Here is a 14960-nt window from a genome sequence, read left to right as displayed (position 1 = left end):
CGGGCCCGAGGTCTCGGCGAGGGTGCGCGAGCGGGACCACAGGCGCTCGCCCCGTGACGGAGAACGCCGCCCGGATCCGGACGATGTCCGGCACGGGAGCACCCCCGCCGCACCTACATGTGGTCCCAGGTGCCCGGGGTGGCGTACTGGCCCGCGAGGCTGATCCGCAGGCCGGTCCGGATCGAGTCCTCGGTGAAGTCCTCCACGCCGCAGGCCTCGGCGAACTCGAGCGGGTCGAAGTTGGGGTCCTGGTGCCCGAGGACCTGGGCGACGACGAGCATCACGTTCGCCCGTACGTGGCTCGTCTCCTCCCGGGTGAGGACCTCGCCGGCGCGGTCGGTGCTCCGCCGGTGTCCCGCCTGGTCCGCCTTGAAGGGGGAGTCCGACCAGTCGTGGTTGAAGATCTCGGCGGCGAACTCGAGGGCCTGACGGGACAGAGCCATCGGGTTCCTCCTTTCGGTGAGTTGGGCGGCCTCATCACGACCGCTGCGTGCGAACCTTCGGCCGCTCGCGCGAGGGGCGGGCGAGCGCCGGGTCTGTCGGCTGCTCGCCCGCCCCGGGTGCGACGGGCCGCTTGCTGGGCCTGTCCTTACGGCGCGATCTCGAACCGCGGGGGCTGGAGGCCGGCGAGGCAGGACGTGTCCGCCGCCGTCGGCGTGTCGAAGAACGACTGGGTGATCGACTGCGCGCAGGGCGATTCGGCGAAGGCCACGTGGGCGACGTACGGGACGGTCACAGTCGTGGCACGAGGCAGGGTGCGGGCCACGTAGGGACCGTTGCTCGGCGCGGTCTGCGCGTCGAACCCGGCCGACATGACCAGGGTGGGGATGTCACTGCGCACCACGCTGCGGACGGCACGCGGTTGCGCGGGCACGTTCCAGGCACGGCAGTCGTCGTGGAGGAACGGGAGCTGCGGGGCGTTGGCGAGGACGGAGCGGGGGAACGTGGGGAACACGCGCCGTCCCGCCCGGAGCACCTCGGCCTGGCTCTCGTACGGAGTCCACTCGCCGCAGAAGACGCCGAAGGCGAGCCCGTGCGCGACCCGGCCGATGGCCTGCGGGCTCAGCTTGCCCCCGGCCCACTGCTCGGCGATCCGCTGCGGGTTGCCGTGCGCCAACTCGTCGATGGAGCGCGGCACTCCGGACGCCAGGTGGGTGGCGGAGGTCAGCCAGGTCACCAGCGTGCCGCCGTCGATGACGACCTTCACCGGTCCGGGCTGACCGGGGACGGTGACATGAGTGGTGACCGGATGGGCCTCGAGCTTGCTCACCAGACCCTGGAAGGTCCGCGACAGATGCGGATAGCGCTGGTTGCACGCGGGCTCCTGGGCGCAGGCCGCGAACAGGCCGTCGAAGCCCTCCCGCGCGGCCTTCCAGGTGACGGCGCCCCCGGCCAGGGACGGCGGCAGCACTCCGTCGATGCCGACGGACCGCACGCCCTGCGGGTGCGTACGCATATAGGTCAGAGCCAGGTCCGTACCGTACGAGATGCCGAACACGTTCCAGCGCTTGATGCCCAGCGCGACGCGCAGGTCGGCGTAGTCGGCGGCGCTCTCGGTGGTGTTGTACGCGCCGGGGTCGGAGGTGCGCCGCACCAGTTGGTCGCGGCAGGCCCGCGTCGCCTGGACGTGCAGACGTCCGGTGGAGGGGGCGTCGTAGACCAGGCCGACGACGCGGGCGTTGAACTCGTCGATGTTCGGGCAGGTGAGCACCGGATCGGCGGAGTAGGTCCCCCGCTGGGACATGAAGATGACGTCCCGGTCGCGGTTCAGGCCGCCGTCGACCGCCAGTTGGGCCTCGGAGACGGCGTCGTCGCCGGGCCCGCCGGCGAACCACACGATCGGGTCGGACGGGTGCCTGCGGGTGGCGGCCGGCACGATGGCGACGGAGAGGGTGATCTTCCGTCCCCGGGGCCGGGAGCGGTTCTCGGGCACGGTGAGCGTGCCGCAGTTCGCCCCGTCCAGAGCGGGGACGGGATCCGCGGTCCGTGGACAGGGGCCCGGTACGAAGCGGGAGTGGCCGGCGGTCCGGGCGACCGTGCCCGGAGTCGTCGAGGCGCCGGGCTCGGCCTCAGCGGGGGCCGCGGCGAGACCGGCGACCAGGAGGCCGGCCGTGGCCCCCGCCAGCGCGGCGGGGAGCCGTCGCGTGGTGGCGCGGTGGCGCGGAGGACGGATGGACATCATGACTTCTCCAGGGCGGGGACGATGGTGAACGGTTTCGGTGCCAGGCCCGCGACGCAGCGGGTGTCCGGCGCCGTGGGACGCGTGAGGAACGAGGTCAGGACGCTTGCCGCGCACGGTGACTGGGGGACCACCCAGTGGCCGATTCCGGGGATGAGCACCGTCGTCGAGCGGAACAGCGTGCGGGCCGCGTACGCCCCCCAGCGGGCCCCCGTCTTGGCGTCGAAGGTTCCCGAGAGCACGAGCGCCGGCACGTTGCTCACCGTCGTCACCCGCTGCACCCGGGTGCGGTCCGGGACGTTCCAGGCGCGGCACGCCTCGTGCTGGAAGGGGAGCTGGGGTGCCTGGGCGAGCACCGAGTCGGGCCACCCGGGGAAGGCCCGGCGGCCGGCCGCCAGCAGGTCGGCCTGCGAATAGCCCGGCACCCACTCGCTGCAGGCCACGGACTGGGTGAGACCGTGCGCGAACTCGCCGATGACGGGTGTGGCACCGGCGGCGCGGGCCTGCGCGAAGCGATCGGGGTTGCCGTGGGCGAGTTCGTCGAGCGCCGCGGGTACGTCGACGGCCGGGACGGCGTTGCCGACGAGCAGATTGACGAGCGCGCCCCCGTCGAGCACGACCCTGACCGGCGCACCTCCCGCCGGAGGCGGTGTCATCACCGTCAGGGGGTGTGCTTCGAGCCGTCGCACCTGCTGGGTCAGCGTGCGCGAGAGGTTCGGGTAGCGGTTCCTGCACGCAGGCTGGGCCGCGCAGGCGGCGAAGATGGTGTCGATGCCCTCCTGGGCGCTGTCCCAGGTCCACGGCAGACTGACGATCTGCGGCGGTACGACCGAGTCGATCGCCAGCGAGCGGACGCCCTGGGGGTGGCGGCGGAGGTAGGTGAGTCCCAGGTCCGTGCCGTAGGAGTACCCGTACACGTTCCACCGGTGGATGCCGAGCGCGGTGCGCAGGTCGGCGAAGTCGGCTGCGTTCTCGGTGGTGTTGTAGGCGCTCAGGTCGACGCCCTCGCCCGCGAGACGGTCCCGGCACTGTCCGGTCGCGCGCACCAGGCGCCGTCCGGTCGACGGTGCGTCGTAACGCAGTCCGACGGACTCCGCGTTGAAGCGGTCGATCTCCGGGCAGGCGAGGTTCGGCTCCGCGTAGAGCGTCCCGCGCTGGGTCATGACGATCAGATCGCGGTCCTGGTTCACGCCCGCGCCGATGACGAACGGCATGTCGCCGAACGCGTCACCCCCGGGACCACCGGCCATGAACACGACCGGATCCGCGCCCGGCTTCGGCGTGACGGCCGGGACGATCGCGACGGCCAGCCGGATCGTCCGGCCGCCCGGTCGGGCACGGTTCTCGGGAACCTCCAGGAACCCGCACCGTCCCGGGACCGGTTCGGGCGTCGCGGGGCACGGGCCGGGCACGAACCGTGAGTGCGCTCCGGGCCGTGGCCCGCTCGCGGGGGCCGTCGCGGCGTGGCCGGGTGTCGGGGCGAGGACCCCGACGAAGGCCAGGCCCGCCGCGGCGACGGCCACCCTGGTACGGGCCTGGCGGGAGCGTCGGCGGGTGGAGGGGTACGGCGTCCGCCCGGGGTCGAATGTGGAGCCGCCGCCATGTCCTCCACCCTCGCCAGGGCCGCCGCCATCGCCGCTTCGACGGCCGTCGTCATCCCCCTTGCGAGGGTCACCGCCGTCGCCGTGCCCGGGGCCGCCGTGCCGGCTACTGCGGTTCTCGCCGCCACCGCCACCGCCACCGCCACCGCGTCCGCCACCGCCACCGCCACCGCCGCCGCGTCCGCCACCGCCGCCGCGTCCGCCACCGCTGCCGTGCCCGTCGCTGCTGCCGTTCCGTACGCTCCCGCCGTCACCGCTCCCGCGAACGGTCGGCGGACAGCCCGTTCTGATGCGCTGTTCCCTCATGAGATCCCGTTTCTCTGACATCCCCGACCACGCCGATGTCGCGGCGCAGGGCAGGGCTCCGCCCGCCACTGCCTGCTGCGGGCGGGCACCACGTGGGTCAGCCTCGGTGCGTGGACAGACGTCCACCACTCATGGGCTCCACTCGGAGCAGTCCTTGATCGAGGAGCGCGTTCCCCCGCGCGAGGCCGCGACGGAGCCCCCGCTCGGGACGGAGCCCGCTCTCGCGGCGGACACGCCGGCCGACGGCGGCTTCACCGGGTCCTTCTCGGTGACCACGGCCCCGGCGGCGAGGAGCGTCGCGGCGGAGAGGCTGCCCCAGAGGGCGGCGGGACCGTGCGGCGCGAGCGCCGTGATGGCCGCGGGGGAGACGGCGAGGCCGAACCCCGTGGAGAGCTGGAAGCGGGCGAGGACGCGTCCCAGGACCCGGTCCGGGGCGAGAGCGGTGACGAGCGCGGTCGCGCTGCCCGCGTAGACGATCTCGCCGACGGTGCAGACCACGGACACCGCCGCGACCGCCGGGGCACCCCATCCGGCCCCCAGGGAAGCGGCCGCGAGGAAGCCGAGGTACGACACGGTCAGCACCACCCCGCCGAGCGCCAGAACCGATCTCCTCGGGAAACGGGACAGGAACACGGTGACCGGAATCTGCAGGGTGACGACCAGCACCGTGTTGGCCACGAAGACGGCGGCCGACCAGACGGGGGACGCGTGCAACTGCGTCACCAGGATCAGCGGGAGCGCGATCTCGGGGACGTTGAGGCAGAAGACGTAGACGACGTTCGCGGCCAGCAGCGCGCCCATCCGGGGCACGGACTCGCGCCTCCCGACCTCGGCCGGAGCAGGTGCCTGACGTGCGTGAACGTGAACCGACCAGGCCAGCGCCGCGGCCACGAGATAGGCGAGTCCGGTGACGACCGCCAGCACCCGCAACGCCTCGACGCCGCCCGTCAGGCACGCGGTGGCGACGAGCGCGCCCGCGCCCAGTCCGGCGTTGCGCAGGGCGCGGCCCGCGGCCAGTGCCGCGTCCCGTTCCCGGCCGTCGGCGACCGTGGCCACGAGAGCCGCGTGCGCGGCCGGCCAGGCCTGATTGCCGATGCCGAGGAAGAGGGCCGCCGTCGCGAACAGCCATGCGTACCCGGCCGAGTCGGCCAGCAGCAGGACGACACCGAGCACGCGCACGAGCATCGACGCCGCGACGACCGTGCTGCGTGCTCCCCGGTCCAGCCACCGGCCCACCGCGGGCATGCACAGCAGACCCGCGACGACACCGACCGTCATGGCCGTGCCCGTGACCGGTGCCGACAACTTCGACACCGTCACCCCGTACAGCAGCAGAAAGGGGCGCAACAGGCCGGTGCCCAGGGCGTCCACGGTCAGGGCGACGACGTAGCGGGGGCCTCCCGAGGCGCGGACGAACGCCCGGTAGCGGGTCTTGCCGGTGATTGCCATGACGTCAAGAGGAGAGCCGGTCGGGAAGGTTGGGCACGTGAGTTGACGGAGATCGTCAACCGGCGAGGCCGCCGGCCTCCTCGTCGGGGATCCTGAGGAGGTGACGTTGAGGATCGACATCGGCGGACTGCCGTACGAGCGCCTGCGCTTCGCCGCGTCCCCGCTGGCCGAGCTGACCGCGATGCTGCACGTACTGGCCGAGCCCGGACACCATCCACACCTGGCCGACTGGGCCGGCCACGTGTGGGCCGCGATGCGGCCGGAACTGGCCGAGCGGCTGCGGGAGGCCGACTTCCTGTGGCGCTCCTCGCAGGCCGACTTCCTGCTTCCCGCCCGGCCCCGGCCCACCCTCGCCGAGGAACTGGACGACGTGGACGGAATCGACGACGAGACCTATGTGACCGCCGCGCTCGTCACCACGTGCGGCAGCAACCGGCTCTACTTCGGCACGCCTTCACCGCTGACCGACGCGAGCGCGCGGGAGCGGGCGCTGGACGTGGCCCAGGCCCGCGGTGTCCGGCAAGAGGCCTTCGCGGAACGGCTGCTCGCGGATCCCGCCGCCGTGCGGGCACGGGTGCGCGACACGCTCGAACAGTGCGCCGAGGCGTTCTTCGACGCGGCCTGGTCGGACGTCGCCGTACGGCTCGCCACCGATCTGCGCCTGAAACACGACCTGTTGAGGCGCCAGGGCCTCGAGTCGACGCTCGCGTCGGTCTCCGGCGCGATCGCCTTGGCGCCGGACGGCCGGTGCATCGTGGTGGACAAGGTCCAGGACAAGGCGACCTCCGCCCACGACACCGGAGTCACCTTCATCCCCAGCGTGTTCGGCAGCCCGCACCTTGCGGTGGTGCACGCGCCCGGCTGGCAGCCCGTGGTGCAGTATCCGGTCGCCGAACCACGTCCGTCGGAGCCGGTCTCGCTGGAAACGGTCACCCTGCGACTGGAGGCACTCGGTCATCCCGTGCGGCTCCGGCTGCTGCGCACCCTGGCCCGTGGCCCGCACACCACCCGTGAGTTGGCCCATGCCTGGGAACTCACACCCCCCGAGGTCTCCCGGCACCTGGCCGTCCTCCGGCGGGCCGGTCTGCTGACGTCCCGACGCCAGGGGCGCTACGTCCGCTACACCCTCAACCTGCCCGATCTGACGGCGCTGGGAGCCGACCTGCTGGCGGCCGTGCTGCGTTGAGCGGCTCAGGCGTCCGCGGTCAGCCGTCATGGGGCCCCCGGGTGCACGGGCCGGTGGCCGGTACACCTACGATGCCCTCTCCGCTGCGCAACCGACATGGAGGGGGAGTCGTGGCGATAGCGCCGTTCAAGCCCGAGGACCTGCTGCCCGGCGAGGGGATCATCCTTCGCAAGAACGCCAACGCGGTCATCGACGTCCGGCAGGCCGGCCTGTCCCGTTTCGCCTTCGACGACCTCATGTGGCTCGTCGGGATGCGGAACAAGGAGGCCATCGGCGGTCGGCTCTACCTGACCAACTACCGCATGGTCTTCACCTCCCACCGCTTCAACCGGGTGCGTGGCTCGTTCAGCATCTTCCTGCCGTGCGTCGAGGAGGTCCGCGACTCCTCGTTCGCGGCCACACGCCAGATCACCGTGCACACGGGGACCCAGGACTTCACCTTCGTCGTCTGGGGCATCCCGCGCCTCCTCGAAACCGTCGACGAGTGCCGCGCCGAGTTCGACGCGTCGTACGTGGCCGACCTGGCCGCGATGGCCCTGGCCGAACCCTGGAAGCTGGGCGGCGGCTTCCGGATCGCCGCCCTCAACGAGAGGCTGAACATCGCCTTGAGCACGCTGCGGCGAGGCACCGGCGACTACGCCACCGCCGCGGCGTCCGTGGCCGGCCTCATCGACAGCAGGTTCAACCCGGCGGAGGCGGCCGGGACCCTGCAGGCGGCCGAGCTGCTGCTCCGCGCGGGCCAGGACCCGGCGGGTCGACAGGGGCAGGCGGGAGACCACCGCTAGCCCGGCGGCCCTGTCACCCCGACGGCGTCGCCTCCCCCTGGCCGTCGGCGTGACCGTCGAGCCACGCCCGAGCCGCCTCGCGTTCGGCCTGGGTCGGCTTCGGGTCCAACTGGTCCGGGTTGCGTATCAGGAGGTGTTCGCGGGCTACGTGCAGTCCGATGGCGCGGGCCTCCGGCGACAGGCCGGGGTGATCGGCGACCTCCACGGCTCGCTGCCACCAGCTCCGGCTGTACGGGCTGACGGAGTAGTGCCACAGCGGCTGTTCGGGGTCGGCCACACCGATCAGCACCCGGCGCAGGACGTGACCGTTGACGCCCGGGGTGCCGAGCAGCCGGTCGGCCACGAACAGTGGATGTTCCTTGTCGAGGCGGGCCCTGACCAGCACCCAGGTCATCAACTGGCCGACGTCGTGGGAAGGTCTGGTGACGAAGTCCCACAGTTCGGCGGCCTTGGCCTCGTCGGGAGCGCCGAGGTGGGTCAGGAGCCGCACCTTGTCCTTCCACACCGGCCGGGCTCCGTTCCACCAGGAGACCAGCTTCCCCGCGGCCGGATGGCCCAGGTCGAGGGCGAGGCAGGTCAAGGTGACGAGCGGGTGGCGCCACTCGGTGTACGTGGTCCGGTACGTCTTGGTGAGGTCCTTGAACCGGCCCGGCAGCAGCGCCTCGACATCGGCCTCGGTGGCCTTGCCGTGGGCGAGGAGGAGTTCGAGGCAGAAGCCGAGCCCCTGCAGACCGGTGGCCGGGTCGGCGACCCGCTCCCGCAACCAGCGCACATCGGTGTCGGTGAGCGTCCGATACCGGTGCCACAGGCGGGTCAGCGCCCCCTCGGAGGCGGTGAGATCGGTGCCGGTACCGGACAGGAGGCCGTCCCGGACGGCCTCGTAGCGCTCCACGGTGGCCAGCACCTCGGCGGAGTCGGTGCCGACGAGAACGGAGCCGCCGGGCCGAAGCGCCTCCTCCCGTACGAGATCCGCCTGGTCGCGGGCAGCACTAGCCGCGAGGACGCGCAGGGCGTGAGGCAGCCGTTCGTCCGTGCCGAAGCGGACGGCCGCGAGCGCCGCGTACGAAAGGCCGGCGCGGTGATCCGCCCCCGTCTCCCGGCGCCAGTCGGCCGTGACGGCCCCGACCAGCGCGTCGTACAACCCGCGCAGGGAATTCTCCGGGGCGGCGGACGTGGCGAGTTCCGCCGCGAGGTCGGCCGCGGCCCGCACCGCGTCCGGCTCGCGGATCGACCGGTGCAGCGCCAGCCAGGCGTGGACCGAACCACGGTCGCCCGCGAGCGCGAACGCCCGCACGGCGGCCAAGGCACGCTCGGACGGCACCTGCCGCAGGACCCCGGACGCCCCGGCGCCGAGGCCGGTGACCATCTCCCACGCCTCCTCGCGGTCGTGGCGCAGCAGCGCGTGGAGCAGTTCCCGCCAGGCACTCCACTCCGCCGGCGGTCGCTCACGCTCCAGTCGCCAGGAGGCCAGCAGCCGCTCCGCCTCCTCGATCGTGAGTGCGTCCCGCCGCTCCAGGGCGACGACGAAGCGCATCGCGGCGGAGAGGTCCAGGGAGTCGCTCAGCCGTTCGTGGAGCCATGCGGCCTCGGCCGGTGACAGTGGCCGGTACCGGAGCGAGAGAGCGCCGCGGTCCAGTGGTTCGTCCAGCGCCGCGAGGAACTGGCGCACGCCGTCGGGGTCTTCGGGGTCGGGCAGGCCCGCCTCGTCCCGGGCGGTGATGCGGTCCAGCCGGAAGGCGCTCTTCGGACCGCCGTCGACGACCCGGAATCCGGCCGGCCCCTCGCCGAGTCCGGCGGCGACGGCGGCGTGATCGCCGCCCCAGTGCAGCAGCAGCTCGCCCGTCAGGGAACCGGAGCGGTCGAAGGCGTGCCGGTGGGACTGCCAGTGCCAGTACGCGAAGGAGACGGGGCCGCCCAGTCCCCTCGCCTCGATGAGTTCCGCCGCGTCTCCGTGGCCCTCGGACTGGGTGTAGCGGGCCCGGTTCGGCGGCGGCAGCACGAGGAATCCGTCCCCTCCGAGCTCCCGCCACCAGGCCTTGATCGTGCCGAGATCCGAGCGTCGCCGCGTCGTACGCTGCCCGGGCGGGGCGGTGTCGGGGCTGGTCACGTGCTGCTCCCTGGCTCTTCGGGATCCGTCCCGGACGAATCTTGCTTCCGGGACTCACCCTGTCACAGGGCACTGACATCACCTTCCGCGCCCGGTCCTCCCGGCGCTCAACGGGTCTGCCCGCTCGTGGCGTTCCACCGGTCCGTGCCTCCGGTTCTCTTCTGTCACCTGGCCGTCCGGCTCAGTACCCGCTGATCCGGGCCACGAAGTACCCGGCCACGATCACTGAGCCGACGACGATGAAACCGAGCCAGAGGTAGGGGTGTTCCCATATCCCGCCGTCGGGCTGTTCCTGGTGCGCTTCGGCGATGGAACCCTCGACGGGAGGGGTCTCGCCCGGGGGTACGAGTGGATGCGTCATGTATCAACGGTCCGTCCGATGGATCGGCGCCGCATCTTCGTGGCGGACGTCGGGGTCGCCCTTGCGCGAATCGTTGACATGACCCTGCCCTGTAGCTAGCTTCACGGACAGTTTCCCGTCCGTGCCCCCAGGTGCTCGCGGCCCAGGGGTCCCGTCCGTGCGTTCGCATCGCCAGGCCCCATCTCGACGATGCGACAACGTTGTCCAACTCGACTGCTGCCCACAAGCCGCACCTCGCAGGAAGACAACGTTGTCAGTCTTCAGCTCCCGCTCCCGAGTAGAGGAGAAACCCCGTGACACGACTGTCGAGACCCCCCGGAACGGCCGCGATCGGTTTACTCGCGGCCACCGCACTGGCCGTGGCCGGGCTGTGCGCACCCGCGTCGGCGGCCGGGAAGGCCGCGCTCGTCGCCTCGCCGGCCACCGTGGTCAACCCGTTCATCGGCACGTCGAACGAGGCCAACGACTTCCCCGGGGCCGACGTTCCGTTCGGCATGGTGCAGTGGAGCCCCGACACGACGTCACGGCCCCCCGGCGGCGGCTACGAGTACAACGACTCGTCCATCACCGGCTTCAGCCTCACCCACATCGCCGGGCCGGGCTGCGGCGCCGCGGGGGACGTACCCGTGCTGCCGACGGTCGGCACGGTCAACACCGGCGCCACGGACGCGTTCTCGCACGCCAACGAGTCGGCGAGCGCCGGTTCGTACAAGGTCGCGCTCAACAACCAGGTGACCACCGAGCTGACCACCACGACCCGCAGCGGGATGGCGCGCTTCACGTTCCCCTCGACCAGCCAGGCCAACCTGATCTTCAAGCTCACGGGCAGTCAGAACGGCGCCTCGGCGACGCAGTTCACCAAGGTCTCGAACACCGAGGTGAGCGGACAGGTCACCAGCGGTCGCTTCTGCGGGGCCGGGAACACGTACACCGTGTACTTCGACATGGTCTTCGACCAGCCGTTCGCCTCGCAGGGAAGCTCGGTCGCCAAGACCTCGGACGCCACCCCCGCGAAACCCCGTACGGCGTCCAAGAACGCGGCCGAGAAGCCCAACAAGCCCGTGCTCCACGGCAAGATGCCCACCGCGGCGGCCCCGAAGACCGCCAAGGACAGCGCCGCGCCGGAAGCCGCCGCCTCGAACGGATACGTCACCTTCAACACCACCGCCAACCCGGTGGTGCAGGCCAAGGTCGGCGTCTCGTACGTCTCGGTGGCCAACGCGGCGGCCAACCGGGCGGCGGAGAACACGGGGTGGGACTTCAACGCGACCCGCACCGCCGCCCAGGACGCCTGGAACAGCGCACTGGGCAAGATACAGATCGCGGGCGGAACGGCCGCGCAGCAGCAGACCTTCTACACCGCGCTCTACCACTCGCTGCTGCACCCGAACGTCATCAGTGACACCAACGGCCAGTACTACGGCTTCGACGGCAGGACCCACACCGTGGACGCCGGCCACAAGGCGGCCTACGCCAACTACTCCGGCTGGGACATCTACCGTTCGCAGGCTCAGCTCGAAGCACTGGTGGCCCCCCAAGTCGCCTCGGACACGGCCCAGTCGATGGTGGACGACTACGCCCAGACCGGGATCTTCCCCAAGTGGTCGGAGAACAACGGCGAGTCGTACGTGATGGTGGGGGACCCGGCGGACGCCATCATCGCCGACTACTACGCCTTCGGCGCCCGGGACTTCGACACCACGACCGCCCTCGCCGACATGGTGAAGCAGGCGAGCACGACCAACAACGACCGGCCGGGTCTCAACTACCTGAACTCGCCCGGATACATGCCGCACGACGGCAGCTACGGCTGCTGCAACTTCTACGGTCCCGTGGCCACCACACTGGAGTACAACACCGCCGACTTCGCGCTCTCCGCGATGGCCGGGGCGCTCGGCGACACCGGCAACCAGAAGACGTACGCGAACCGGGCCCAGGGCTGGCGCAACGTGCTCAACCCGGCCTCCGGCTTCGTCGAGCCGCGCAACGCGAGCGGTTCCTGGACCGGCGGCTTCGACCCCACCAGCGGCACCGACATGGTCGAGGCCGACTCCTGGATCTACACCGGGATGATCCCGTTCAACATCGGCGGCCTCGCGCGCGCCAAGGGCGGCAACACGGCGATGAGCCACTACCTCGACACCGTGCTGCGCAGCTACACGGGCGACAAGGGGTACGCGTGGGTCGGCAACGAACCCAGCATCGAACTGCCGTGGGAGTACGACTACATCGGTCAGCCCTACAAGACGCAGAGCACCGTACGGTCGATCCAGCAGCAGATCTGGGCGAACACCCCGGGCGGGCTGGCCGACGGCAACGACGACCTCGGCGCGATGAGCGCGTGGTACGTGTGGTCCGCGCTCGGCATGTTCCCCGAGACTCCCGGGACCGCCGACCTCGCCCTGGGCTCGCCCCTGTTCACCCAGGCCGTGATCACCCTTCCGTCGGGCAAGACGCTGACGATCAACGGGAACGGGGCCGCCGACAACGCCCCCTACGTCCAGTCCGCGACGTGGAACGGCTCCGCCTGGAACAACGTCTACGCCCCCACGTCGGCGATCACCGCCGGCGGCACCCTGACCTACACGCTCGGCACGAGCGCCAACACCTCCTGGGCGACGGCCGCCTCCGCCGCTCCGCCCTCCTACGCCGGGGACACCACCGCCCCGGCCTCACCCCGCATCGGAGCCATCACCTCGGCGGTGGCCTCCAACCTGTGCGTGGACGACGCGAGTTCCTCCACCACCGACGGCAACCACGTCCAGATCTGGACCTGCAACAACACCTACGCCCAGGACTGGATCGTCGCCGGCGACGGAACTGTCCGCAGTCTCGGCAAATGCCTGGACGTCGACCACAGCGGGACCACCAACGGCACCCTGATCCAGCTCTGGACGTGCAACGGGACCGGCGCCCAGCAATGGACCGCGGGCGCCAACGGCTCGCTGATCAACCCCCAGTCCAAGCTGTGCCTGGACGACCCCAACTCCACGACGACCACCGGCACCCAACTCCAGCTCTACACCTGCAACGGCTCGGCCGCCCAGAACTGGAAACTGCCCGGCTGAGCCGGCGCCTCACCGAGCCACGCACCGCGTGACGCCCGTATGCCCCGGCCACCGGCCGGGGCATACCCGCGCGCTCCTGCTCCCGCCACTCGCGCAGACGACGCCGGTCTTCTTGCGTCGGTTGCCGGGGTAGCCCGGGGCGCGGGGCTGGGCAGGTCGCGCAGCCGATCCAAAAAACGTGGAGCCGCTCGGGAACTCCACAGGCTCTCCGTCCGACTGTTTGGGGACAGCGGCCTTGAACCGGCCGGTGTGCGGTGGCGTCACGGCCGGTCATCGGCCGCTCGTCGCCCCGCCCAGCACGGATGACGGCGCACAGCGCCGTCGACACAGAGCGAGGACCGGCCATGTCCGTCAGTTCCGAGATACCCGATCTGCCCGAGGCAGGCACCGAGAGACCCGAAGCCGCGGGCCGCACGGCCACGCCGGCGCGGCGGCAGACGGGCTTCGGCGCGCTGCTGGTACGGCTGCACTTCTACGCCGGTGTCCTGGTGGCCCCGTTCCTGCTCGTCGCGGCGGTGACCGGACTGCTCTACACGTTCACGCCGCAGTTCGACTCGCTCGTCTACGGCAAGGAACTCACGGTCGCGCACACCGCCGACAGCGCCCGGCCGCTGGCCGACCAGGTCGCCGCCGCCCGTACCGCCCACCCGAAAGGCACGCTGACCGCGGTCCGCCCCGGAACCGGCGACGAGACGACCCAGGTGGACTTCGCGCTGCCGGAGCTCGGCGAGAAGGCCCACACGGTCTACGTGGACCCGTACACGGGCAAGGTCACCGGCCAGTTGACCACCTGGTACGGAAGCACCCCGCTCAAGACCTGGCTGGACGATCTGCACCGCAACCTCCACCTGGGTACGACCGGACGGTACTACTCGGAGATCGCCGCCAGTTGGCTGTGGGTCCTCGTCCTCGGCGGTCTCATCCTGTGGTGGCGGCGACAGCGCGGGAACCGGACCGCGCGGCGGCTGCTGCTGCCCGACCGGGCCGCGAAGAAGGGGGTCCGGCGCACGCGCAGTTGGCATGCCACCACGGGACTGTGGCTCGCGCTCGGTCTGCTGGTCCTCTCCGCGACCGGTCTGACCTGGTCCCGTTTCGCCGGCGCCCACTTCGGTGAGGCCCTGGACGCGCTGCGCTCCGGCACGCCCGGTGTGTCCACGACGCTGTCCGGCACGTCCGCGGGCGCGGCCGGCGGTCACCACGCCGGCCATCACGGCTCCCACACGGCCGAGACGGTCGATCCGGCAGCCGTCGACGGAGTCCTCGAAACGGCCCGACGCGACGGCCTGGACGGCCCTGTGGAGATCGGCGTCCCGCAGGACACCACCACCGCGTGGACGGTTTCACAGACCCGCAACCTGTGGCCGGTCGGACGCGACAGCGTCGCCGTCGACGCCTCCACCGACAAGGTGGTCGACCGGGTGGACTTCGCCGACTGGCCGGTGCTGTCCAAGCTGACCCGCTGGGGCATCAACGCGCACATGGGCACCCTGTTCGGCCTCGTCAACCAGATCCTGCTGGCCGTCCTGGCCGTCGGCCTGACCTGCGTCATCCTCTGGGGCTACCGCATGTGGTGGCAGCGCCGCCCCACCCGTGCCGACCGCCGGGCTCCCCTCGGCGCTCCGCCGGCCCGTGGCGCCTGGCGCGGAATGCCCATCTGGGCGCTCGCCGTCGGCGTCGTGGTGGTGGTCGCTGTCGGCTGGGCGCTGCCCCTGTTCGGCATCCCCCTGGCCGGGTTCCTCGTCATCGGAACCGTCCGCCGCCGAGCCAGCGCCGACCGCACCCACACCGTCCGGTAACTGACCCTGACTCTGACCCTGGTGCTGGTGCTGGTGCTGGTGCTGGTGCTGGTGCTGGTGCCGGTGCTGATATGAGATGAGTCACCGTCAGTCCCGTGAGGTGCGCTCCGATGCGCCCCCGT

Annotated in this window: 11 protein-coding genes; 5 read left to right on the top strand and 6 right to left on the bottom strand. The window is 71.7% G+C overall.

Annotated features, from left to right (window positions below; all coding sequences use genetic code 11):
• Nucleotides 1–113: 113 nt before the first annotated feature.
• The 3 genes from ACFRIC_RS02030 to ACFRIC_RS02020 all read right to left on the bottom strand — a co-directional run bounded on the left by ACFRIC_RS02030 (nt 114) and on the right by ACFRIC_RS02020 (nt 3429).
• Entirely contained in the window at nt 114–443 is a 330-nt protein-coding gene (locus tag ACFRIC_RS02030; protein WP_382778536.1) for a hypothetical protein, read from the bottom strand.
• 146 nt (nt 444–589) lie between these two features.
• Nucleotides 590–2182 carry an alpha/beta fold hydrolase gene (locus ACFRIC_RS02025; protein ID WP_382778535.1) on the bottom strand — a complete coding sequence of 531 codons (1593 nt, stop codon included), beginning with the start codon at nt 2180–2182 and terminating at the stop codon, nt 590–592.
• Nucleotides 2179–3429 (bottom strand): alpha/beta fold hydrolase, encoded by a 1251-nt coding sequence (locus ACFRIC_RS02020; RefSeq protein WP_382778873.1) that lies wholly within the window; start codon nt 3427–3429, stop codon nt 2179–2181. Before ACFRIC_RS02020 ends, ACFRIC_RS02025 begins: the two co-directional genes overlap by 4 nt.
• A 351-nt stretch (nt 3430–3780) precedes the next feature.
• On the opposite strand from ACFRIC_RS02020, the gene ACFRIC_RS02015 reads away from it, so the two are divergent.
• Nucleotides 3781–4104 (top strand): hypothetical protein, encoded by a 324-nt coding sequence (locus ACFRIC_RS02015; RefSeq protein WP_382778534.1) that lies wholly within the window; start codon nt 3781–3783, stop codon nt 4102–4104.
• A gap of 111 nt (nt 4105–4215) precedes the next feature.
• On the opposite strand, the gene ACFRIC_RS02010 is transcribed toward ACFRIC_RS02015, so the two are convergent.
• The gene (locus ACFRIC_RS02010; protein WP_382778533.1) at nt 4216–5535 is read right to left on the bottom strand and encodes an MFS transporter; all 1320 of its coding nucleotides are present in this window, start codon (nt 5533–5535) and stop codon (nt 4216–4218) included.
• Nucleotides 5536–5635: 100 nt separating this feature from the next.
• Here ACFRIC_RS02010 and ACFRIC_RS02005 point away from each other — a divergent pair, with 100 nt between their 5' ends.
• Nucleotides 5636–6721, top strand: coding sequence for a DUF5937 family protein (locus ACFRIC_RS02005; RefSeq protein ID WP_382778532.1), 1086 nt, complete (start codon nt 5636–5638; stop codon nt 6719–6721).
• Between the two features lie 110 nt (nt 6722–6831).
• Nucleotides 6832–7506, top strand: coding sequence for a hypothetical protein (locus ACFRIC_RS02000; RefSeq protein ID WP_382778531.1), 675 nt, complete (start codon nt 6832–6834; stop codon nt 7504–7506).
• Between the two features lie 13 nt (nt 7507–7519).
• Here the strand turns inward: ACFRIC_RS02000 and ACFRIC_RS01995 are convergent, their stop codons facing one another.
• Together ACFRIC_RS01995 and ACFRIC_RS01990 are read right to left on the bottom strand one after the other, a co-directional pair.
• A complete protein-coding gene (locus tag ACFRIC_RS01995; RefSeq protein ID WP_382778530.1) occupies nt 7520–9613 on the bottom strand; it encodes a hypothetical protein in 2094 nt (697 codons plus the stop codon).
• A gap of 181 nt (nt 9614–9794) precedes the next feature.
• Nucleotides 9795–9974, bottom strand: a complete 180-nt coding sequence (locus ACFRIC_RS01990; RefSeq protein WP_382778529.1) for a DUF6480 family protein — start codon at nt 9972–9974, stop codon at nt 9795–9797.
• Nucleotides 9975–10267: 293 nt separating this feature from the next.
• Here ACFRIC_RS01990 and ACFRIC_RS01985 point away from each other — a divergent pair, with 293 nt between their 5' ends.
• Nucleotides 10268–13042 carry a lectin gene (locus ACFRIC_RS01985; protein WP_382778528.1) on the top strand — a complete coding sequence of 925 codons (2775 nt, stop codon included), beginning with the start codon at nt 10268–10270 and terminating at the stop codon, nt 13040–13042.
• 344 nt (nt 13043–13386) lie between these two features.
• Entirely contained in the window at nt 13387–14838 is a 1452-nt protein-coding gene (locus tag ACFRIC_RS01980) for a PepSY-associated TM helix domain-containing protein (RefSeq protein WP_382778527.1), read from the top strand.
• Nucleotides 14839–14960 lie beyond the last annotated feature (122 nt).

The sequence above is a fragment of the Streptomyces sp. NPDC056738 genome (genome assembly GCF_042790435.1).
Classification (GTDB): domain Bacteria; phylum Actinomycetota; class Actinomycetes; order Streptomycetales; family Streptomycetaceae; genus Streptomyces.
The sequence above is the reverse complement of the archived record's forward strand: the minus strand, read 5'-3'. Positions and strand labels throughout refer to the sequence as shown.

Bases quoted from the DNA above. Each gene is read 5' to 3' on its own strand.
- ACFRIC_RS02030 (WP_382778536.1), bottom strand. From the start codon at position 443: ATGGCTCTGTCCCGTCAGGCCCTCGAGTTCGCCGCCGAGATCTTCAAC.
- ACFRIC_RS02025 (WP_382778535.1), bottom strand. From the start codon at position 2,182: ATGATGTCCATCCGTCCTCCGCGCCACCGCGCCACCACGCGACGGCTC.
- ACFRIC_RS02020 (WP_382778873.1), bottom strand. From the start codon at position 3,429: ATGGCCGGTGGTCCCGGGGGTGACGCGTTCGGCGACATGCCGTTCGTC.
- ACFRIC_RS02015 (WP_382778534.1), top strand. From the start codon at position 3,781: ATGTCCTCCACCCTCGCCAGGGCCGCCGCCATCGCCGCTTCGACGGCC.
- ACFRIC_RS02010 (WP_382778533.1), bottom strand. From the start codon at position 5,535: ATGGCAATCACCGGCAAGACCCGCTACCGGGCGTTCGTCCGCGCCTCG.
- ACFRIC_RS01990 (WP_382778529.1), bottom strand. From the start codon at position 9,974: ATGACGCATCCACTCGTACCCCCGGGCGAGACCCCTCCCGTCGAGGGT.
- ACFRIC_RS01980 (WP_382778527.1), top strand. From the start codon at position 13,387: ATGTCCGTCAGTTCCGAGATACCCGATCTGCCCGAGGCAGGCACCGAG.